Genomic DNA, 18,731 nt, shown 5'->3' on the forward strand with positions numbered 1-18,731 from the left:
GCGACACTCTTCACTTGACGCGCTCGAATAGAGGGAGCGCAGGACGCTCTTCCGGCCGGCGGGGGTTCTTGGCGCGGATCGCTCCGACCTCCTCGCCCGTCGGATTCTCGGTCATGGCGATCCGGATCGCCTTGCGCCAGCCGACGTCGACATCGTCGGATGTCCCCGTCACCGACGCCGCCATGGCGAACAGCCACCAGCGCTCCTCGGGCTTGAGCGCGCTCCAGTTGCGGATCGCGTTAGGGACTGCCTCCTTCGGCGCCGCCTCGACCGCCCAGAGCAGGACGCAGAGTTCGCGCCCGAGCAGCCGCTCGACCTGGTTCTTGCCGCTCTTCCAGCGGCCGGTGGTCAGCTTCTTCTCCTTGAGGCGCTCGTTGAGCACGCGCTCGAGCTCCTTGCGGACAGCATTCCAGTGGTCTTGAGGCAGCTTGCAGCGCACGACGGTATCGGGCAGACCATTGGTGCCGCCGGCGAGACCGAAGTGCTCGGTGACCACCACGGGGTTCGCGCGCGCGGCCGGAATCTCCACCACAAAGTGGTGTGGATCGATGTCGTTGGGCACGCCGAAGCCTGTGGTCTTTCGATCGTTCACTGCTGTTCAACCTCGTTGGGCTGCACTTCCCAGCCGACGGCGGAGATAAACTCCTCCATCTCGCGCCCGGTGGAGAACTGCACTTCCGAGAAACCGACCTCTACCTCGGCCAACTCGTTGGCGAGGGCGGCGCGGCCGGCACTGAGAAAGCCTTCCAGTATCTCCGCCGAGAGCTCCGTCTTCGGCCCGAAGCGGGTCGTGGCGTTGACGTCGCCCTGACCTACGGTGGCCGACAGGCTGCCGCGGACCTTGCCGTGGGCGGCTTTCAGCGCATTGATCACCACGAAGACATCCTTGGTTGAGGCGATCTTCAGGCGCTTCTTGATCACCACCGGCCTGTCCGGATCGATCTGGACCTCGCCGCCCTTTACCGGCCGGATTGTGAAGGTCTTCTGGGTCTCCACACCAGCGTCTTCGGCGTAAGCGTAGATCTTCACTTCGTCATTGCCGTTGATCGGGATCGGCCCGGTGTAGGGTTTGCCCTCGCGCGGATTGGTCCCGTCGGTATTCCAGCGGATGTTGCCGCGCGGCTTGACCGTCAGCGCAACGCTGCGCTTACCCATGACCTCCCGCGGCTCATACGTCAGCGTCAGCGTGTTGGTCCACTTCACCGGCTCGCCGGTTTCGTGCTTGCCGTCGGGATCCACCGCGACGAACCAGAGCACGGTCTCGTCCCGCTCCATGATGAGGTCGGGCACGATCGGCGACTTGGCGGAGACGTCGGAGGTCTGGGCGAAGTGGATCTTCCCGTTGGGACCGGCGTCGGTCGCCGTCAGCTCGATGGTCGCGACGCCCGTCTGGTCGTCGTAGTTGCGGGCGAGGACCTTCACCGAGGTCTTGGCGGCGGGGAACGGCCCCTTCTCGATGTAGCCGTCGCCGTTGTCGCGCCACTGCCCGTTGGCGAGCGCGGCCCGCTTGACCTCGTCGAGACCGCGCAATGGCAGCCACGGCCAGCGCACGTTGCAGATCGCCCGCTCCTCGACGTCCTTCCACCGCGTCTTGCGTTCCGTCGTGCCCCAGAGCTGGTCCTCCGCCCTGGTCCGCAGGCCGGAGAGGGTCTGCTCGGCGGAGATATCCAGGATGAGCTTGGAGGCGCCGGTGGCGCTCAACGCTTCCTCGACGGCGGCCTCGCCGTCAATGGTGGCGGGACCGCCGTCCTTGCTGCGGCGTTCGACCAGCTTGAGGGCGGCGTAGGCGAGCCCGTCAACGCCGCTCTTCGGCAGCCTAGCGGGATAGTAGACGCGATTGAACAGGTTGATCAGCGCGGAATTGAACTCGAACTCGGCCGTCTCGGCCTCCTCCTCGAGCTCGGCGAGGTTGGGCGAACGCTCGCCGCCGTCCTCCTGCATGACTTTGGCGGTCGCCCAGATGCGGCGGACCTTGTCCTCGAGCTTGGCAAGGTCGGTGCCGTCGCCCGTGACGACACAGAAGTTGTTCTTCTCGGCGATCGCGTTGAACAGGCGCTCCGCCTCCTCCGGCGGGACACGCTTGTCGGGACTGAGAACCAACAGGATGCGGTCGCCGTTAGTCTTGATGTCCTCGACCTTCGGCAACGGCAGCACCGTTGAGTAAGCGTTCCGGCGCTTGGCCTCGAAGACCATGGTGAGCCGACGCTCCATTTCGGAGTCGATCTTCGGCTGCGGCGCGGTGACCGCGTACTTCTCGATCTTCTTCTTCAGGTTCTCGTTCTTCGAGAAGTACCACGCATCGTTCTCCTTGCGATGCAGGTACCAGCACTCTATGCGCAGCTTCTCGAAGGCCTCGTCGAATTCAATAGGCGAACGGTGGGGCGCGACGAGGTTCTGGACGACCTCCGACTTGGTCAGGCCCTTGACGGCGTCGTTCGCTTCCGAGAGCGAGGCCATGAGGACGAGGCGCGCCACCTGGCTGGCCGAGTCGTTGTCCATCTGATCGTCGATCGTCTGCGCATGCGCCCGCTCGGCGCCGGTGCCGGCGATGTCATGCGCGATGGCGCCGGACAGGTCGTAGACATTGGTGACCACATCCCGCACGTCCGGATTGGACAGGTCAATGTGCTGGCAGCCGACCAGGAACACGTCGTTGGTAGACCGGGCGAGAGCCGACTTGACCATGAGGGCGGCCATCGTCATCAGGCCGCGGGTCTGACGAAAGCGCTCGTTCTCTTTGAACAGCGCCAGAATGTGCTTGAACGACGGATGGAAGGGATAGCTCGCGGCGATCTCGTCTGCGATCTGGGTCGCGGACTTGGCGACCGCCTTCGATTTCACGGCGTCGGAGATGGCGTCGGAGAACGCCGTCGCCACGGAATTTACGACCTTGGAATTTGGCTGCTCGTTCAGCAGACGCGTCCGGAGGATGCTGTAGATCTCGTCCGATCCGAGCTCGACGGGGGTGATGCCCTTGGCCTGGCGGCCGGTCTCGTTCTGCAGATCGCGGGTCGCCTTCGCGACCATCGCGGTGATGTCCTTCGTCGCGCCTTCGTAGGCACCTGACAGGTTCGAGATCACGATGCAGAGATGGGGCAGCTTCAGGGCCGCCGAAAGCAGGTTCGAGACCGCGTAGGTCGTGACGTCGGCCAGCGTGCCGCCGCCGACCGGCTGGGTGATGGCGTTGCGGAAGTACGGCGGGAGCTCGTCCAGGAGTATCAGCGTCGGCTCGTCGCCGATCAGTGCCATCCAGTCCTTCTCGTTGGGAGCGGAGGGCGCCCCCTTGTAGAAGGACAAGAATTGTTCGGCCTTGCCGAGCTGCTCGGCGATGTCACCCCACAGGTGTTTCTCCCGGGAGATCGACCGGCCGGAAATGGCGACGACCCTCGCCGGCGAGGTCAGCTTGACGCCCTTCGTGATCTCGCCGTCGACCAGTGAGAACAGCGAAGGATTTGCGGCCAGGTAACCGAGCGCGAGCATCGAGTGGGTCTTGCCGCCGCCCATCGCCTGCTTGAGCTCGAACACGGCCTGGCTCGATGAGCCGGCGAGCCGCTGCAGGCCCTGCCGCAGCAGGGTTTTCATCCCGCCGGTGACGTAAGTCTTGTCGAAGAACTCCTTCGCAGCCTTGGCATCGTGGCCGATCAGATCCTCAAGATTCTCGATCTGGTCGCTTAGTGCATAGTCGATCGCCGTTGGATCAAACCGGCACGCGTCTTTCACAGTCTGAAGCATCTGCCCTGATACCCTGCCCTACGGCCAATTCCTCTTGACCTCGAAAATCATTTTCACGTCCTTCGACCGCTGCGTTCTTGAGGCTTCGGATGATGCTCGAATGACTTGACCAAAGACCTTTCCACGCGGTGCTGGCGTCGGCAAGCTCAATCACCAAGAGTGCTCGAATTGTTTTCAACCCTGCTCGGGTACCTAAAGTATTGAATCAAACCGTACTTTTGGACTCGTACTATATATCTATATAGACCTATGTCGAATCATCCTAGCCGGAAGCAACGCCATTGGTTAACGGCACCGAGCCCTCCCTCGCGAACTCGAGCTTTCGACATCCGATCAACGTTTCCGGCCGCGCTCAGCCTTCCGACGTTCCAGAAATTCCTTGGTGGCAGTCTCAAGGTATTCGGAAGCGGTAGTGTCGTCCTCAAGCGCGGCCGTTTTCAACGCCTTGATCACTTCTGCGTCCATAGTTGCAAGAAATTGTCGGCGGAGCCCCGGCGGAGCCTGCCGTCCTTTGCGCGGCTTGATCTCTGCCAATTTTCGTTCGGCCATCCCAGATCCTCCCACGGCTTACGGACGCACCTTGATTCGATCCGGCCATCATAATTGACCCCGCGTCGATATGCATAGCGGTATATGGATATATAGCCCTATCTAGTCTGGAGGCCTAAGAGGTGCTCCCTGCAGGCGCAGGAACAGTTGGAACGGCACAAAAGCCTACAATCGCGGTCCAACGATCACCTGGCCGACTTTTTGAGGTTCTTCTTGAGCTCGGCCAGGACTGCGATTGCAGCATCAGCCTCGGCGGACTTCCTGGTGGCCCCCTTACCCGTCGCGCGTAGCGACCCAGAGCTCATTGCGACAGACACCGTGCATACGAACTCCGGCAGGTGAGCTGGACCTGACCTCGTCACCTCGAACGAAGGTTGGGTGATCTTCTTTTGCTGCCAGAGCTCCAACAGTTCGCCCTTCGGATTTCCTTCTAGGATCGGCTTCGACGGCTTATCGATTGCAGATGGCCGTATGGACCATTCGGCTGGCGGCTCCCTGTCCGACATAGACATCAATGCCGCTGCGAGCGCGCGCTGCATCGCGGCCTTCTTTTGCATGCCAAACGCAGTGCCCGCGTACTTCTGATCGCCGACGGCCACGACGATCTTCGCCTCGAACACGTATTTTCCGTCAGCGAGCAGGTCAGTTGCCGGCTCGTCGGCCGAGACAATCCATCCAGCGACCGATTGGGCGTAATTGACGACCGAATATGCGGTCTCGGGGCGACGCTCGATGTGGTCAAACGCGATAGCTCTGGCGCTCTCGGCCAGAGCTCCTTCCATGAACATCAAGCGATAAAGATCCTTGCTGGTGAGCTCTCCGCGCTGTAGGCGCCGCTCTGCCTCCCTTATGAAATCCTCGCCGAGTTCAGCCCCGGATACCAGCGCCTTGACGGCAGCGGTGAAAGTGGTCGCCTTGAGTGATTCAGTCCGCCCCTGATTGACCATGTTGACAGCCGAAGTCATCGATCGCGTGTCGTATCCGTTGGATGTCCGCTCGGCTTCCTCAACGTAGCGAGCGTTGAGGCTTGATGCGATCTCCTGGATCTGATCGAGCCGGTAAGGTTGCGAGGTTCCCTCAATCTCGGCCAGCAGAATCCTCTGGTTGATGAGATCGGCGTACCGGCGGATAGGCGAAGTAAACCACGCGTAGACGGGTAAATTGAGCCCGTAGTGACCTTCCACGGTCGCACCGAGCGTTGCGCGCTCCATGACCAGGCCGCGACGTGCTTCAAACGTCGTCGGGTTCAAGGCACCCTGTGCCATCAGGATGATGTCCTGCTTCAGGCTCTCGCGGTTCGCCGTTACGCGCGCGCGGTGGTTCCTGTAGAGGATCGGAATTCCACGCTCCGCGAGGCGCTTAGCCAGCAGCGCATTGGTGAGGATCATGAGCTCCTGGACCAGGACGTAGGCGCGCGCCGCTCGACCCAGATGCAGAACGCTACCTTCCTCGGTCATCACAAGGCCGCGTTCCAGATTAGCGAACGTCATCGCACCGCCGGCCTGCCTCTTTAGGAGCAGCTTTTCGGCCAGCGAAATTGCATCGCGAAGGCTCGCGCCAAGCGGGTCATCGACCCTGGCCGCATCGAGCACGCTCTCGTGGCTGTACCGCTTGGCGATCAGAATCTCCCGGCGCGCGACCTCTGTGGTAACAGGATCGAGGTTCTGGTCGAGATCGATTTTGACGACCAGCGTGTTGCGCGGCCGACCGGCGATTAGCGAGCACACGTCTTCGGCAAGCCTCGGCGGCAGCATTTGCCGGACGGTTTGAGTGGCGCGATAAGTTGAAAAACCCTGGGCCAATGCAGCCTGGTCTGTCTCGCCGGCAATCATTACGGCTGCGGCAACGTCGGAGATCGCGACTTCCACGGAGAAGCCGCCGCCCTTGCGCTCAACCCGGATAGCATCATCGAGGTCCCTCGAGTGCTCCCCGTCAATCGTGATGAATTTCATCGACACCGTCACGCTTCTCCATCAACAGCATTCCCGCGCCTCGACCTGGAACCCAAAGGGGATGATCGCGATCTGCGAGTGAGCATGTTTTCAGATAATTTTTCGAATCCCGCCAGGCCACGCCGATCGCTTGTCGTCACTGTCCTGCGACTCCAAGGCCGACTTGGCCGGACCGGAATTCTACGATTTCATCCCGCATTCTGGCGACGGTCAGCGAACTGATGTCACCCCGCCCCTCATACGCGCCTGCGATTGCCTGGTAGGCCGCGCCGGTTTGGTCGGTCAGGTTGCGTCGAAACGCAGCTTTGGCGCGCGCAAAATCCATCGCTTCGGTCCTCAAGTTTGCTGGCGGCACCCTAGTGGCTGCCCGACAAGCTTGAAAGCCGAAGCGATGATCTATCGTTAACGATTGCCCGCGATCCAAGGATTCAGATGCGCTTCAGTTACATCCGAAACGCATGTCCGCTGTCCGCCGCCGGCTCCGGGATCCGATCGCGGAAACGACCGCCTGAATGCAGGCCCGCGTAATCGGAAGCTGTCCGCCTGGCGCTCGAGATCGTCCCCGGCCCGACCGCTCCCCGGTCAAACAGCAGGAACGCGCTTCCAGTGACCTCGTCCATCAGGGTCACAGATGTCCTGTCGTCGGCCTGAGCTACCTCGATATTGCCGCGGATCAGCCGAACCTCATCGATCTCGGTCTGCCTTCCGATCAGGTAGACCGGCGTCTCGAAGCCGCCATTGTAATCGGCAGCTGGCACGATCGTTCTGGCGGTTGCCGCCTCACACTCGTTGAGTTCCGCATCGGTCAATCGCTTGCGTCCTTCGGATTCCGCCTTCTTGATTGCCGCCTCAGCGGCATGTCGAAATGCGGCGTTGTCGACGACCCAGACGTCGTTCAGATGCTTGAGTTTGACCGCGACGGGCGATGCCTCATCGTTCGGATGATGAATAACGTGACCGATCCGCGCGGTCGGATCGCTTGACGCGTACGAGTACTGTCTTCTTGCGACCTCCGGCACATTGCTGCGGAAGCACAGTCGTTGGATCGGCGAAACACCAAATCGTTCGTCGGGTTCGGACTCGGCCAGATCCCGCAGCCGATAGGCGTCATTGCGCGCCACCCAGGTGAAGAGAACCGGAAAATCTTCGGGGGCTGGAATTGACTGCACCGCAGCCAGCCTTCTCAGATTTGCATCGCCCTGAGGAGTGATGTCGTCGGATCCCGCGGCGGTTGGCATTGCCGCAAGCGTCGACAGCAAATTCAGCTCGATGAATTCGAGAACCTTCGCCGTGAGGAGTTCGCTGTCGAGCGCGCGCGGCTGAGCTTCCGAAGTATCGCTGTAACGCAGACCGGCCGGTTGGTAGCGCATCAAGCCCGGGCGCCCATTTCCTGAATACTTTCGGTACTGCTTGTCTTCGTTCGTGTCCGTCTTCCATTCGTTGATGAACGAGGCACCATCCGTTTTCCAGTCGTTGCCGGTGTAGAGGTAAGCCACGGGACTGTGCCGGTCATCGCGGGAGTATTCGAGCTGAATGCCAGGCGGAATGGTAGCTTTCGAGAGGCCCGGACAAATACCCCACCGACCGCGACGTTCCTGAGCGGACTGGAAAGCCAGCTCAAAGGGGCCGGACTCCGTTCTTCCCTTGATGCTCCGAACGGCGCGGACGATGTTTTCGCCGCATCCGCCGACGCCGATCTGGATCTCGAGCCCTGGCACTTCCCACCCGACTCGCGCCAGTTCGCGCACAAGAAGGCCGCCCGTCCGCTCGATCGGATTTGAGTAAAATTCCTGCTCGCCTGTCTTCGGCCAGTAGAATTCCGGCTGAGCGAGCGTGAACCTGTCGTTATCGAAAACCACTGGCATTGCAACTCTCCTGAAACATTCCGGCATTTTGCCAAGCCAGGTTGCAATAAGCAAGTTGGCCCGGAGCGGTCTATCCAATCCTTGATTGTTGCAGACCCATTCCCGATCTCGTGATGATTGGAATCGTCACTTGGTTGATCAGGACCGCGGCGTCGGTGCTCGGCCTTGCAACTTTCCGAGGAACGTTTGAGGTTGTGTCCGATGTCAGCCAATACTCATCCGCCAGCACCGAGGGCCGTCGCCTTCGTCGCGCTGCCTCCCGACATGCAGGTTCTGGTCTCGGATTTCGTGTCGGGGCAAACTTCGCTGCGCGGGGTCCCCGAGTTCCTCCCGCTTGTCGAGATCGCGGTCCGCCGCATTCCGATCGTGGAGCTCAATGAGGACGACCGAGGCACCGACCACGCGATGGCCATGGATCTCGACGTCACTCCGCCCATCATCGTGGCCGAGGGCCACTTCATGGATGGCCGCCATCGCTCCTACAAGGCCCGTCTTGACAACCGGTCTTCGCTGGATGCGATCGATCTTACCGGCATCATCGATCAGCGCATGCTGGCGTATAACAGCATGGGAATGCTGCTCGATGTTTCCGATGATCTCGATGAAGCCCCTGTCCCTGGCCTTTGAGGACGATCAGGCTTCGCTGGACCGCCTTCGTGCGGGGTCGATCATCTGGGGATACGGAATCTGCTTGGTGCCGGCCGTTGGCTTACCGGATGCCTTCTGGTCATAGGAATTGGCTAGATCGAGCAGTCGCCTGCGGATGAAGGGATCGGCCCTTTCGGCCAGGTCACGGACCTGTTCGGCCCGCTCACGATAAAACGACGCGTCCATACCGCACACCCCGCATCAGATACAGATACCGAAGCCAACTCTAACAGCAACAAGGGTCTCCGGACCATCGGTTTTCGAGGGAGAACAAAATGCTACATGCGTTGACCCCCTGATTCGAATCGGTCCATGATTCGCAGCCGGAACACCGACCCCTCCTCCGGAATTAAACAATCCACATAAGCGGCCGGACAGGGCTAAATTGGGAGCAACCTCTATGCGCAAGCTCGACAGGAGCTGGTGGACCTCTTTTTCATTTTTCATTGCGGCGGTCGCGATCTCTACCGGGACCGTGCTCTATCGAGCCAAAATCGATGAGCAAAGGTATTCTGATTTGTTCAAGCTCTACGTGACCAGGAGCGTCCCCACTCCGCCCGCGGGCAAGGCTGCTCCGAAGACGCCCAGCAAGACCGACCTCGCGATCTGACGTCGCTCATCCGGCGAGGAAAACCTATCGGACTGCCGTTCGACCGATCGGCTTTCCTTACGCCTGCGGACCCGGCGCGGCGCTGCGTTCGGCAATATAGTCGCGCGCCTGCCGGATCATCGCATAGAGCGCCAGAGCGTCTGACAGCATGCGCTCCTCGCCTGCGTTGTCCGGATCATCGGGGATGTCCATGCGCGCTAGCGTTTCGATAAGGGCTGGAATTTCGTCCATGGTTTTCGGTCCTCTGTTTCGATAGCGATGGTAGATGCCGGATCTCTGCAATTGCAAAGGGCGCGGTTCTGCCTGACACCGGTCGAGCCGAAGCCGCACTCGCCTCTGACCGAGCACCGCAGTTCGTCGACAAGCGCGAGATCGGCCGCCACGACGGAGGCAATCACCATCTGGGCAATGCGGTCGCCGCGTCGAATTTTCGAACGGCGCCCGTCCATAGTTGATCAGGATACCTTGACCTCCCCGCGGTAGTCGGCAGCTCCTTGAAGTCGACCTTTCCCTTCGCCTCTAGCTTCTCGGCGCAACTTGGCGGCCTTCATCACATCTTGCTGCGATGACGGCAGCCCCACCGGGGCCATGCCGAGCTCTCGACCGTCCTGACATGTGCGCACGATTGCCGGATAGTCAGGGAAAATGCCCGGTAGGGATGGCAGGTTACCGGTGCGGGCGCGCTCGGGATCGACATTGAACAGCCGACGTATCGCGTCGGCGCTACAGCATTAGCGGGACCGCTCCTCTTCGCTATACCAGGGCTCGAAGTCCAGCGTTGGCTGGCTCCGCAGTCTGACAAGGTTGGCGGCCGGCTTCCACCGGCCGTTGGGGCTTCCAGTCGTGCAATGTCGGCACCGAAGCGATGCCTCGAGCTTCCAGATCGGCGTACCCGGGCTCCGACGCACATCGTTGACCACCGAGAGGTCGATCAGACCGAGGGTGGCGCACCGGCGGCATTTAACCTCCAGGTACGGGAATCCACCCGAGACCGCTTCAGCGATCGTAGGGGATGGTTGGGCTGGTCCTCCGTAACCGAGCATGCGGTAGTTCCACGCGCGGCAGGTTTCAGCGTGAGATTCCTTAAGTTTCTCAGCAGATTCCCGCTTTGCGGACTCGGCCCTCATCTTGGCGCCGATGATCCTGCCGCCCCAGAGCGTGTCGGGCGATTTGCTTCCCATCGACGCTGCCTTCACCGCTACGCATCTACCACCGGCCGCGTGGCTCACAGGACAGCCAAAACTCTCGACGCTGTCCGGCCAGCACCAAACTCTCGAATAGAACATTTAGAGAACGTTCTCAAGCGAGGCGAGATTAAAATGTTACGTCGTTCTGGCTGCATGCCGGCAAAAACGATGTCCGGACTAATCGAACGCTCCGCGGGAGAAGGATTGGATTAATGGATTCTAACCATCAGCGACGGGTTCGGATGACCGGGCTCCAGGTCCGGGCTAAAGGTCTCTCCCGGAGCTATTGCGATGCGCATTTGGACATTGTCGGACCTTCATCTTGAATTGACGCGCGGCTGGGATTTGCCGGCCGGCGCTGCGCGACCTCAATTTGACCTGATGGTGGTCGCCGGTGACCTGGTGCCGAGGATGGAGCGCGGGGTGAAGTGGCTGCTCGAGCGCGTGCCCGACAAGCCTGTGATCTACATCCCTGGCAACCACGAGCCCTACGGGACCGACATCGACCGGACACTCGAGAAAGCAAAGCTGGCGGCCGAGGACACGAACGTGCACGTGCTGCAGGACGAGACCGTGGTGATCGACGACGTGACGGTGGTCGCCACCACCCTATGGACCGATTTCAATTTGTTCGGCGATCAGCGGCGTGCCATGGCGATCGCCGGCGAACGGATGAACGACTATAAGAAGATCCGGCTGAACAGGTACGTGGATCGTTTCCGACCGCCCCACTCGCTCGCCCGGCACACAGCTGCGCGCGCGTTCCTGGAGGCTGAATTGCGCAAGCCGCGCAATGGTCCGCTCGTGATCGTGACGCACCATGCGCCGTATCCGGGACCAGAGCTCTCGCCTGCTGGACCAGACGGCCGCCTCTCGAGCGAGCAGCTGCTGTCCGCCGCCTATCGCAGCGACCTGACTTCGCTGATGCATCCAGCACCAGCTACCGGCGATCGTGGGCCGCTGCGTCCAGCTAATCTTTGGATCTACGGACACACGCACGAGTCCGACGATGTCATGATCGGCGAGACACGCATCGTGTCGAACGCGAAGGGATACGGCCCCTGGCCACCACAAGAACGCACCTGGGACAATCAGGGCTTCGACCCGAATTTCGTGGTCGAGGTCTGATATCGCGGCACGACGGTTCCGCTCTCGGAACAGAATGGATCGAATCCTTGGCAGAATTTGAGGGGTCGGCTCCGTACCATTCCGGTGGTTGGCCGCTCCATTGTCCTTTCAGCAACACTTCCCACTGAGGTTTCGATATCACTTCGAAGATCGCCGCGCGTAGGGAATTTCCTTGTCTCGTTTGGAATTCGATCGATTGGAAAAAGCCAAGCTGCGGCTCGGCGACGTGGCACTGGATCCCACCCTTTGGCCGGATGTGATGGAGGATATCTGCGCAGCGACAGGATCAACGGGCGCCGCTCTCCTGCAGACCGATAACCGGGGTCCGGGCGTCCCGATGACGCCCGCCGTAACCGACCTCTTCAAGACCTATTTCGACACGAACCTTCACCTGACCGATATCCGGGCAGCCCGGGGCGTGCCTTTGATCCTGGGCGGCAAGCCAGCGTTGTGCGATCAGGACCTGTTTCGATCGGAGTCGGAGATGCTCAGCGATCCGCTCTATTCGACGTTGACCGACCGGCGCCCGAGATCATCGCGAAAGCATTCTCGCTCACCGAAGCTGAAGCGAAAGTTGCGGCAATGATCGCGTCGGGCGAATCGCCAGAACAGATCTCCGAGGAATTCCAGGTCTCGCGGGAGACCGTGCGCAACCAGTTGAAGGCGGTCTTTGCAAAAACAGGGACGCATCGTCAGAACGAACTGACGGCGCTTCTGCGACAGATCCAGGATTGAAGCCGCATTGGGAATCAGCGGAGCGCACGAAGCGTGAACAGCCTCAAGCGAGCTGATGGCGCCATACCCGCCAGCAGAGACGTTATGGATCTCGAGCCGTAAAGACGCGCGCATAAGGTGAAAGAGCTTTAATTGCCATCCCAATGTCATCCTGAGAGCGCGCGCCACACGTAACAAACTCCAGATAATTGCTATGACCATGGTTGGAGCCGCTTCCATCCACGGTCAACTGATCGACGCAATCGTCGGACCCCTCTGCTTCACGGTCCGTGCTCAGCAACGGTCGTCTCTTGGATTTACACATGACCGTGACTTTTTTTGTTTGATGATCAATGTTCACACGGCCGATGTCGGCAAACGCGAGCTTCGATGTGACAGTGACAATGTATGGGGGCCCCCCGTCATTTTCCGAAATGCTCCTGTTGGTTTTAATTGCAAAGCTCTCTTGGTCGCCTAAAAACTGGCTCCGCTCTGAAACCCGCACTTCCCTTCTGTGCATATAATCAGGGTAAGTCTCCGTAGGACATCCAACGCTAGCTCTCAGCAACCTCAGATCCGCCTCGGATGCAAGGCACGGGGAGAGAGAATATCCAAGAACAAAACCAACTAGCAGCTTGCGAACAGTCATGAAAACCACTCCCAAAATCGCTTCAGTCGAAGACTGATCAATGCACGACCAACTCGGCATTTGCCGGTAGAAATTGAAATTCATTCGGCATGTTGTCCCACGTCTGGGACACCTGCAGTTTCCCTGATCGGACGTACGCCTCATTGCGGACACGCGTGAGTAGATCTCTTAGTTCTAGTCCCTTCTCAAAGATGTTGCGAAGCAGCGATCGAGTGAACGGTGAGTTACGACTTCCGCCGTCTCCGTCATAGGAAAAATGGTCGGGCGCACTCGCATAGGCGATAAACATTCCCTCAGTGGCACTCGTTTTCTTTAGATCAGGCCCAAACTCCTTCTCGATCCTCTCAAAGCCTCCGTCCGTCCGGCACGCGTCGACGATGAGAATGCGCGTGCGAGCAAGGTTTTTGATGGCATCCACCTGATCCTGCAGATTGATATATTTTTCGAAGCCTTCCGGGGCATCTCCGGGCCACTGCATATTGTCTTCTAGAGGAACCAGGTAATTGGCTTCCTTGTACTGAGCGCCGTGCCCCGAGTAGAAAACCAGAGCGACATCCGCAGTTTTGGCCCGCCTAGCGAACCGCTCGAAAATGTTCGTCATAGCGAATACGTTCAGATTGGTTCCCAGCGTGACCGCGAACCCGAGTTTCGTAAGTGCGGCAGCCACGTCCTTCGCGTCATTGATGGTATTCACAAGGGGAGAGTTCTTGTAGTCGCTGTTGCCGATCACCAATGCGACGCGCTTTTGCCTCAACATTTGATTCTGCGTGAGATCGGCCAAGGCAATTCGTGCGGGTTCAGAAAAGGGATTAACAGCTAACAGTGCGCTGTAGTTTTCGATTGCAGCTGCAGTATTGCCCTCTGCTTTGTATGTCTCGCCAAGACAAAGCAGGCCGCCCGAGGAATTAACCTGAATTTGAAGGGCCATTTTGCAGCTGCTGATTGCATCGGAATAACGACCCATTCGAGCATACGTGCGACCGCGCCCCGCCCAGGCATTGACGAGATCAGGTTTCAATCGAAGGGATTCGTCATAGTACTCGAGAGCCTTGGTTAGGTTTCCAAGATCTCTGTAAGCGGCGCCGCAATTGTTGTGCGCGGCCGCGTGTGTGGGGTCCAAACTGATGACGTGTTGACAGTCGCTGATCGCGAGGTCGTACTTTGCTATTCCAGAGTACGCAATCCCACGCTGATTGTACAAACTGATGTCCCATTTTTTGGCCGCGCTCAGTGCTTCGTCGACCCCTCGATTGAGTCTTCGCGCCTCTTCGACCTGCTTTTGATTGTTTTTGAGCGCAATGTTGTATTCATCGATCGCTCCTTGGTAGTTCTCATCCGCCAACCTTGCATTGCCGAGCGACGCATGGGGACCCACCAGCCATGAGCCTTGAGAAACGCCTGCTATGAAATCGACCGTCGCATGGTCGATGTCTCCGTCTCGCAGGAACGCTGCTCCTCGTTGCAGGTAGAAGTCTACGTCGCGAAAGTCCGGCTGCTCGGCGAAAGCCGCGGTGAAGGGAATGATTAACAGGGCAATTGCAATTGATGGGACACAATGGTGGATGGTAAGCGACATCGCACACCCGCTTTGGATGGTAGAACGCCGCATGATACTTCGGCCATGACGGGCCTCGTCAAGGCCAAGTCCGGTCAACCCGATCTCCAGTTGCGCCAAGTTCGGCGCCTGGCGCGCGCGGGCTGAGCCCTCGAATGGAGACGGGTCCGCGCCAGCGGTCACCGAAATCGAGAAGTCGGCCTGGACACGGCTTGGGCTAGGGCTGCTGGCGGCCGTCCTTATACCTGATCAGGTGTCAGCTGCAGATAGAGCGCGCTTCCGGTCCTGTCTCGGTACAAGCGGCGCGAGGCATCGTCAGCCGACAAGCAGTTGAGCTCGGCTTCACTTCTGTAGCGTCGCGTCCAGGCCATCATGCCTTCCATGTAACCGCGGCCCAGACACTCCGGCGCGGGGCTTCCGAGGATGATCCGGCCTTCTGGCGCAAGCAAGCCCTTGAGCTCGACGATCACCTCGCGGACTTCGTTGTTAGATTCGATTTGTTCGAGCAAAGCGGCACTGTAGATCAGATCAAACTCCTCGCCGGCAAGCGCGTTCGGCAAGTCTGCAACGGTGGCAGCCAAGGGACGGATGTTGAAATCAGAATGGTAATTCACCGACTCCTTGAGCGCATCACGATCTCGATCGGTGACGACTATCTCGAACGCTCGCTGCGCGGTCAAAACCCTCACGAGCTCAAGCTCCCAACAATGCCCGCATTCTATGGCAAGTATGCGGGCATTGTTTGCCGGTTTGACGGTCCGCGCCACTTGCTTGGCAAAATGCTCTTGCCGCCAAATCAAGCTCTTTGCCATGCCGGCGGTCGCCGTCATGAAATGAAAGACCTCACCCAGTTCTGACAATCTCGGAGCGACCGGTCGGTAGATGTAGTCCAAGAGAACGGCATCCGGCGTACGACCCCGAGGCTTACAAAATGCTCGCTCGGTCAACGGATCCTGCATCACCATGCTGTGCAGGGAATGATTTCTGCATGTTTCTCGGAAAATCTCGAGCGCGCCTGCCTCATTGGCGAGATCGTAGAGCCGGTCTAGGTCGCGGATCAGTTCGGCAACGATCGAGACACAGGCAACCCTCTCGAAGCGCCGCCGGTAGGTGTCTAATACCGTTCTGAGCGCGTCACCGACCCTGCCCTTTTCCAGGCATTGCATCTGAAAATATCCCTCTCCGCCTCCCATCAAACAGGATGATACTCGCCATATCATGACCCATCTGGGTCATGGCGTTCTCCAATGGATGGTTCCGGTTCAAGGAACTGGCGGGGCTACCGTCGGTGCGATCTCCGTTAACCGACGCGCAGCTTCATTGAGTAAGTCACGTTTCTCCTGCCATCTCTGTAAGTCGCGCGAACGCCAACGCTCTGGGTGTGCAGGCAGGATCCGCGGATCGTCGACGTTGAATCTCGACGCGAAAATGCTCTTCACGAGTTCTGGTCGCCAGATGAGAAGCGAGTCGTCAAGGCGCCCCTCCGATTCCGTTTCATTGGCATAGATGACGCTGTCAAATCCCGCGGCCTCTATCGCCGCAAAAACTGCGAACTCATCGCAGCCGTCTGCGATGTAGTCCTCGATCTCAGTGTTGACCAAACCCAAATCGGCAAGCTCGGCGGCGACGCGATCGATGCGCCAGCAATGGTGATCTTTCAGGCGGAGCGGACGCTGTGCACGGCAGTATACCGGTATGATCCGGCAGGCCTCGATATCGTCGGGATCCCCTGGAAGGCGCGTCGCACCCAATCTTGCCGACGCTGTGGGGGCTGACCCGAAATGAAAGCCGATCGAGCCTTCACCCCATGTCGTGAAGATGTTGAAATCCTCTGGCGCATCCGTGCCGTGATACCAAACGGTTGGCGCGCCATTCCGCCTGAAGGCCGAGCCCTCTAGCCAGCTTGCGAGATTTTGTGTCTCCCCAACCGCGTGCATGGCCTGCTCACATCGACGGCCCGACGAGCCCGAGCTCGTCAACCGGGGCAGTTTCCAGACGATGAGCATTCGGTACGCACCACGCCGGCCCGGCCCGCACTGCGCCGAAACAGGTCGCATGATCGCGCAATGCCAGAAGCGCACCGCGCGGCGTGAGGCGATAGCGGCGGGCATCGAGAGCAATTTCGACCAGTCGGGCAAGCCTGGCGTCGTCCAGCCCCGTGACCATGAGCCCAATGAGCCGGCTCTCGCCAGGTGCCTCATCTACGACGTACCTGACCGCCAGCATGAATGTCGGCTCGTCTTCGCCCCACTCGTATCCCGTGGTTCTGGCGACCGCGATCTCAAAATCGTCGCAACAGGTCTTCCAGCCCGGCCGCTCCTGCGTCGCCTCGACGGTGCCGTCATCTAGTGTCTGCAAGGTGGATGAAAAATCGTTGCCCCAGATCGCCGCGTCGGCGCCGCCGAGCCGCACCAGGGTGCCAACCGGGATGCCGTTGGCCCCGCTCATGAACCCTGGCCATAAGCTGATGCGCCGACCGGTTGAAGAGGATTGAGGGATCCACCGCTCAAGTCCCGGATCGCGCATGAACCGGGAGACAACGGCTATTGTCTCCGGAATGAGGGGCCGAATCTTTGCAGTCGGGTCGTTGTCGAGCTCGCGCGTCATGTCCTGCCCCAACGGGTTCCAGGCACGAATAGCACGGCGTCCAGCAAGTCCGGCCTTGGGCCCCTGCGCGGCGAAGTGGTTCCGGCGAGCCGGGTCTCGTTGGGGCTCGCCTGCGGTTCCAGTCTTCCGAATCCTAGTCCCTTCGGCGTTTGTTCGATCTCCGTTCACGTATTTTTTGCGTCATGACAAAATGAACCCGAGAGACTCGGCGGACGCGGGGCGATGACCTAAATACAATCCTAGTCCTCGCGTCGGGATGGAGTTCTGCGTATGGCCCCCAGAGCCAATTGGAAAGGCTTCCTGCGACTGTCGCTCGTCACCTGTCCGGTGGCGCTCTATCCTGCAACCTCGGACGCCGAGAAGGTGAGCTTCAACCAGCTCAACCGGAAAACGGGACATCGCATCAAGTACCAGCGGGTCGACGCCGAGACCGGAGAAGAAGTCCCCTCCGAGGACATCGTGAAGGGCTACGCCGTCGAAAAAGACACCTATATCGAAGTCACCCCCGATGAGCTCGACAACATCGCCCTCGAGTCGAACCGCACGATCGACATCAACGAGTTTGTCAAACGCGACGAGATCGATCCACGCTATATCATTCGGCCCTATTACTTGCGCCCTGACGGTAAGGTTGGCCACGACGCCTTCGCTGTGATCAGGGAGACGATGCGCAATACCAACATGGTTGCGATCGGCCGACTGGTGCTGACAAACCGCGAGCACATCATCGCGCTCGAGCCCATGGACAAAGGATTGGTAGGCACCCTTCTACGCTATCCATACGAAGTACGGCCGGAGTCCGAGTACTTTGACGACATTGAGGATGTCAAACTGACAAAGGACATGCTCGATCTCGCCCGGCACATCGTGAACCAAAAGACTGCCCGTTTCGATCCTGCACAGTTTGAAGACCACTACGAGTCCGCGCTCGTCGAACTGATCAATCAGAAGCGTTCCGGGACGCCTATTGTGCCGAAGGCGCGGCCGCCGGCGGGCGGCGCCATCGATCTCATGGACGCCCTGCGGAAGAGCCTCTCGAACGAGACGTCAAGTACTGCGGCCGGCAAAAAGCCGCGGAAGGCGACCGGCCAAAAGGAAATGCTACTGCCGATCGATGGCAAAAAGCCCGCCAAGGAAACCAGCGCCAAGAAGGCGCCGGCAAAGTCGCATCGAAAGTCGGCTTGAGCTATCCGGCTTCGCACTCCGGACAGGTATCTCCGATACCGTCGAGCACATCCTTCACGGCGGCGACAGCTTCGGTCGCAGTCAATCCCTCAGGCGGCGCTTGCCGCGCCAGGAACATGGCGCGCTCCCGTGCATGAGGATCGCCGCGATCGACAATCCAGCCGTGTTCTTCGCATTGCCGGATGGCGCCCGCTTCCTGCAGCACCAAGACCGCCCACCCGCGCGTGGTGCGGGTCGAGGGTCGTCTTTCCAATCGCATCAGCATGGCCGTATCCAATCGAGCGATGTGCCCATGCTCCCGCGTAAGACAAGGCGGGCGATTCGGGAATCCTGGAACCTTTTTTGTCCCC

21 protein-coding genes are annotated in these 18,731 nt (G+C 59.8%); 6 read left to right on the forward strand and 15 right to left on the reverse strand.

The window, feature by feature from the left end:
• Positions 1-10: 10 nt before the first annotated feature.
• The 6 genes from ACVIGB_RS02365 to ACVIGB_RS02390 all read right to left on the reverse strand — a co-directional run bounded on the left by ACVIGB_RS02365 (position 11) and on the right by ACVIGB_RS02390 (position 8,098).
• The gene (locus ACVIGB_RS02365) at positions 11-592 is read right to left on the reverse strand and encodes an anti-phage-associated DUF3780 domain-containing protein (protein WP_456717265.1); all 582 of its coding nucleotides are present in this window, start codon (positions 590-592) and stop codon (positions 11-13) included.
• Positions 589-3,732, reverse strand: a complete 3,144-nt coding sequence (locus ACVIGB_RS02370; RefSeq protein WP_456717264.1) for an anti-phage-associated DUF499 domain-containing protein — start codon at positions 3,730-3,732, stop codon at positions 589-591. Before ACVIGB_RS02370 ends, ACVIGB_RS02365 begins: the two co-directional genes overlap by 4 nt.
• 333 nt (positions 3,733-4,065) lie before the next feature.
• Positions 4,066-4,281 (reverse strand): hypothetical protein, encoded by a 216-nt coding sequence (locus ACVIGB_RS02375; RefSeq protein ID WP_456717263.1) that lies wholly within the window; start codon positions 4,279-4,281, stop codon positions 4,066-4,068.
• A 185-nt stretch (positions 4,282-4,466) separates the two neighbouring features.
• Positions 4,467-6,233 carry an RNB domain-containing ribonuclease gene (locus tag ACVIGB_RS02380; protein WP_456718235.1) on the reverse strand — a complete coding sequence of 589 codons (1,767 nt, stop codon included), beginning with the start codon at positions 6,231-6,233 and terminating at the stop codon, positions 4,467-4,469.
• A gap of 136 nt (positions 6,234-6,369) precedes the next feature.
• Positions 6,370-6,558, reverse strand: coding sequence for a hypothetical protein (locus ACVIGB_RS02385; RefSeq protein WP_456717262.1), 189 nt, complete (start codon positions 6,556-6,558; stop codon positions 6,370-6,372).
• 118 nt (positions 6,559-6,676) lie between these two features.
• Entirely contained in the window at positions 6,677-8,098 is a 1,422-nt protein-coding gene (locus ACVIGB_RS02390) for a hypothetical protein (protein WP_456717261.1), read from the reverse strand.
• 201 nt (positions 8,099-8,299) lie between these two features.
• Here ACVIGB_RS02390 and ACVIGB_RS02395 point away from each other — a divergent pair, with 201 nt between their 5' ends.
• Positions 8,300-8,725, forward strand: a complete 426-nt coding sequence (locus ACVIGB_RS02395) for a hypothetical protein (protein ID WP_456717260.1) — start codon at positions 8,300-8,302, stop codon at positions 8,723-8,725.
• Positions 8,726-8,731: 6 nt separating this feature from the next.
• On the opposite strand, the gene ACVIGB_RS02400 is transcribed toward ACVIGB_RS02395, so the two are convergent.
• Complete coding sequence (locus ACVIGB_RS02400; RefSeq protein WP_456717259.1) at positions 8,732-8,932, reverse strand: hypothetical protein; 201 nt, start codon at positions 8,930-8,932, stop codon at positions 8,732-8,734.
• 214 nt (positions 8,933-9,146) lie between these two features.
• Between ACVIGB_RS02400 and ACVIGB_RS02405 the strand changes: the two genes are divergently transcribed.
• On the forward strand, positions 9,147-9,356 hold the full coding sequence (locus ACVIGB_RS02405) for a hypothetical protein (protein ID WP_456717258.1): 210 nt from the start codon (positions 9,147-9,149) through the stop codon (positions 9,354-9,356).
• 57 nt (positions 9,357-9,413) lie between these two features.
• Here the strand turns inward: ACVIGB_RS02405 and ACVIGB_RS02410 are convergent, their stop codons facing one another.
• Together ACVIGB_RS02410 and ACVIGB_RS02415 are read right to left on the reverse strand one after the other, a co-directional pair.
• Positions 9,414-9,587, reverse strand: a complete 174-nt coding sequence (locus ACVIGB_RS02410; protein WP_456718256.1) for a hypothetical protein — start codon at positions 9,585-9,587, stop codon at positions 9,414-9,416.
• On the reverse strand, positions 9,554-9,805 hold the full coding sequence (locus tag ACVIGB_RS02415; RefSeq protein ID WP_456717257.1) for a hypothetical protein: 252 nt from the start codon (positions 9,803-9,805) through the stop codon (positions 9,554-9,556). Before ACVIGB_RS02415 ends, ACVIGB_RS02410 begins: the two co-directional genes overlap by 34 nt.
• A gap of 1,029 nt (positions 9,806-10,834) precedes the next feature.
• Between ACVIGB_RS02415 and ACVIGB_RS02420 the strand changes: the two genes are divergently transcribed.
• The 3 genes from ACVIGB_RS02420 (at position 10,835) to ACVIGB_RS02430 (ending at position 12,406) form a co-directional block, all read left to right on the forward strand.
• Positions 10,835-11,671, forward strand: a complete 837-nt coding sequence (locus ACVIGB_RS02420) for a metallophosphoesterase (RefSeq protein WP_456717256.1) — start codon at positions 10,835-10,837, stop codon at positions 11,669-11,671.
• Between the two features lie 196 nt (positions 11,672-11,867).
• Positions 11,868-12,257, forward strand: coding sequence for a hypothetical protein (locus ACVIGB_RS02425; protein WP_456717255.1), 390 nt, complete (start codon positions 11,868-11,870; stop codon positions 12,255-12,257).
• Positions 12,254-12,406: a helix-turn-helix transcriptional regulator gene (locus ACVIGB_RS02430; protein WP_456717254.1), complete on the forward strand. Its 153-nt coding sequence runs from the start codon at positions 12,254-12,256 to the stop codon at positions 12,404-12,406. Before ACVIGB_RS02425 ends, ACVIGB_RS02430 begins: the two co-directional genes overlap by 4 nt.
• Positions 12,407-12,488: 82 nt before the next feature.
• Here the strand turns inward: ACVIGB_RS02430 and ACVIGB_RS02435 are convergent, their stop codons facing one another.
• The 5 genes from ACVIGB_RS02435 to ACVIGB_RS02455 all read right to left on the reverse strand — a co-directional run bounded on the left by ACVIGB_RS02435 (position 12,489) and on the right by ACVIGB_RS02455 (position 17,196).
• Positions 12,489-13,034, reverse strand: coding sequence for a hypothetical protein (locus tag ACVIGB_RS02435; RefSeq protein WP_456717253.1), 546 nt, complete (start codon positions 13,032-13,034; stop codon positions 12,489-12,491).
• Positions 13,035-13,071: 37 nt separating this feature from the next.
• Complete coding sequence (locus ACVIGB_RS02440) at positions 13,072-14,688, reverse strand: caspase family protein (protein ID WP_456717252.1); 1,617 nt, start codon at positions 14,686-14,688, stop codon at positions 13,072-13,074.
• A 140-nt stretch (positions 14,689-14,828) separates the two neighbouring features.
• Positions 14,829-15,755, reverse strand: a complete 927-nt coding sequence (locus ACVIGB_RS02445) for a class I SAM-dependent methyltransferase (protein ID WP_456717251.1) — start codon at positions 15,753-15,755, stop codon at positions 14,829-14,831.
• 96 nt (positions 15,756-15,851) lie between these two features.
• Positions 15,852-16,595, reverse strand: a complete 744-nt coding sequence (locus tag ACVIGB_RS02450; protein ID WP_456717250.1) for an ADP-ribosyltransferase-containing protein — start codon at positions 16,593-16,595, stop codon at positions 15,852-15,854.
• Positions 16,534-17,196: a hypothetical protein gene (locus ACVIGB_RS02455; RefSeq protein WP_456717249.1), complete on the reverse strand. Its 663-nt coding sequence runs from the start codon at positions 17,194-17,196 to the stop codon at positions 16,534-16,536. The genes ACVIGB_RS02450 and ACVIGB_RS02455 overlap by 62 nt, the downstream gene beginning before the upstream one ends.
• A gap of 270 nt (positions 17,197-17,466) precedes the next feature.
• Between ACVIGB_RS02455 and ku the strand changes: the two genes are divergently transcribed.
• A complete protein-coding gene (gene ku / locus ACVIGB_RS02460; protein WP_456717248.1) occupies positions 17,467-18,381 on the forward strand; it encodes a non-homologous end joining protein Ku in 915 nt (304 codons plus the stop codon).
• Position 18,382: 1 nt separating this feature from the next.
• On the opposite strand, the gene ACVIGB_RS02465 is transcribed toward ku, so the two are convergent.
• Positions 18,383-18,646 carry a hypothetical protein gene (locus ACVIGB_RS02465; RefSeq protein WP_456717247.1) on the reverse strand — a complete coding sequence of 88 codons (264 nt, stop codon included), beginning with the start codon at positions 18,644-18,646 and terminating at the stop codon, positions 18,383-18,385.
• Positions 18,647-18,731 lie beyond the last annotated feature (85 nt).

The sequence above is a fragment of the Bradyrhizobium sp. USDA 4341 genome (assembly GCF_054063755.1).

Coding starts and splice junctions, on each gene's coding strand:
- ACVIGB_RS02370 (WP_456717264.1), bottom strand. CDS start 3,732: ATGCTTCAGACTGTGAAAGACGCGTGCCGGTTTGATCCAACGGCGATC.
- ACVIGB_RS02375 (WP_456717263.1), bottom strand. CDS start 4,281: ATGGCCGAACGAAAATTGGCAGAGATCAAGCCGCGCAAAGGACGGCAG.
- ACVIGB_RS02380 (WP_456718235.1), bottom strand. CDS start 6,233: ATGAAATTCATCACGATTGACGGGGAGCACTCGAGGGACCTCGATGAT.
- ACVIGB_RS02385 (WP_456717262.1), bottom strand. CDS start 6,558: ATGGATTTTGCGCGCGCCAAAGCTGCGTTTCGACGCAACCTGACCGAC.
- ACVIGB_RS02390 (WP_456717261.1), bottom strand. CDS start 8,098: ATGCCAGTGGTTTTCGATAACGACAGGTTCACGCTCGCTCAGCCGGAA.
- ACVIGB_RS02395 (WP_456717260.1), top strand. CDS start 8,300: ATGTCAGCCAATACTCATCCGCCAGCACCGAGGGCCGTCGCCTTCGTC.
- ACVIGB_RS02400 (WP_456717259.1), bottom strand. CDS start 8,932: ATGGACGCGTCGTTTTATCGTGAGCGGGCCGAACAGGTCCGTGACCTG.
- ACVIGB_RS02405 (WP_456717258.1), top strand. CDS start 9,147: ATGCGCAAGCTCGACAGGAGCTGGTGGACCTCTTTTTCATTTTTCATT.
- ACVIGB_RS02410 (WP_456718256.1), bottom strand. CDS start 9,587: ATGGACGAAATTCCAGCCCTTATCGAAACGCTAGCGCGCATGGACATC.
- ACVIGB_RS02415 (WP_456717257.1), bottom strand. CDS start 9,805: ATGGACGGGCGCCGTTCGAAAATTCGACGCGGCGACCGCATTGCCCAG.
- ACVIGB_RS02420 (WP_456717256.1), top strand. CDS start 10,835: ATGCGCATTTGGACATTGTCGGACCTTCATCTTGAATTGACGCGCGGC.
- ACVIGB_RS02430 (WP_456717254.1), top strand. CDS start 12,254: ATGATCGCGTCGGGCGAATCGCCAGAACAGATCTCCGAGGAATTCCAG.
- ACVIGB_RS02435 (WP_456717253.1), bottom strand. CDS start 13,034: ATGACTGTTCGCAAGCTGCTAGTTGGTTTTGTTCTTGGATATTCTCTC.
- ACVIGB_RS02445 (WP_456717251.1), bottom strand. CDS start 15,755: ATGCAATGCCTGGAAAAGGGCAGGGTCGGTGACGCGCTCAGAACGGTA.
- ACVIGB_RS02450 (WP_456717250.1), bottom strand. CDS start 16,595: ATGCTCATCGTCTGGAAACTGCCCCGGTTGACGAGCTCGGGCTCGTCG.
- ACVIGB_RS02455 (WP_456717249.1), bottom strand. CDS start 17,196: ATGACGCGCGAGCTCGACAACGACCCGACTGCAAAGATTCGGCCCCTC.
- ku (WP_456717248.1), top strand. CDS start 17,467: ATGGCCCCCAGAGCCAATTGGAAAGGCTTCCTGCGACTGTCGCTCGTC.
- ACVIGB_RS02465 (WP_456717247.1), bottom strand. CDS start 18,646: ATGCTGATGCGATTGGAAAGACGACCCTCGACCCGCACCACGCGCGGG.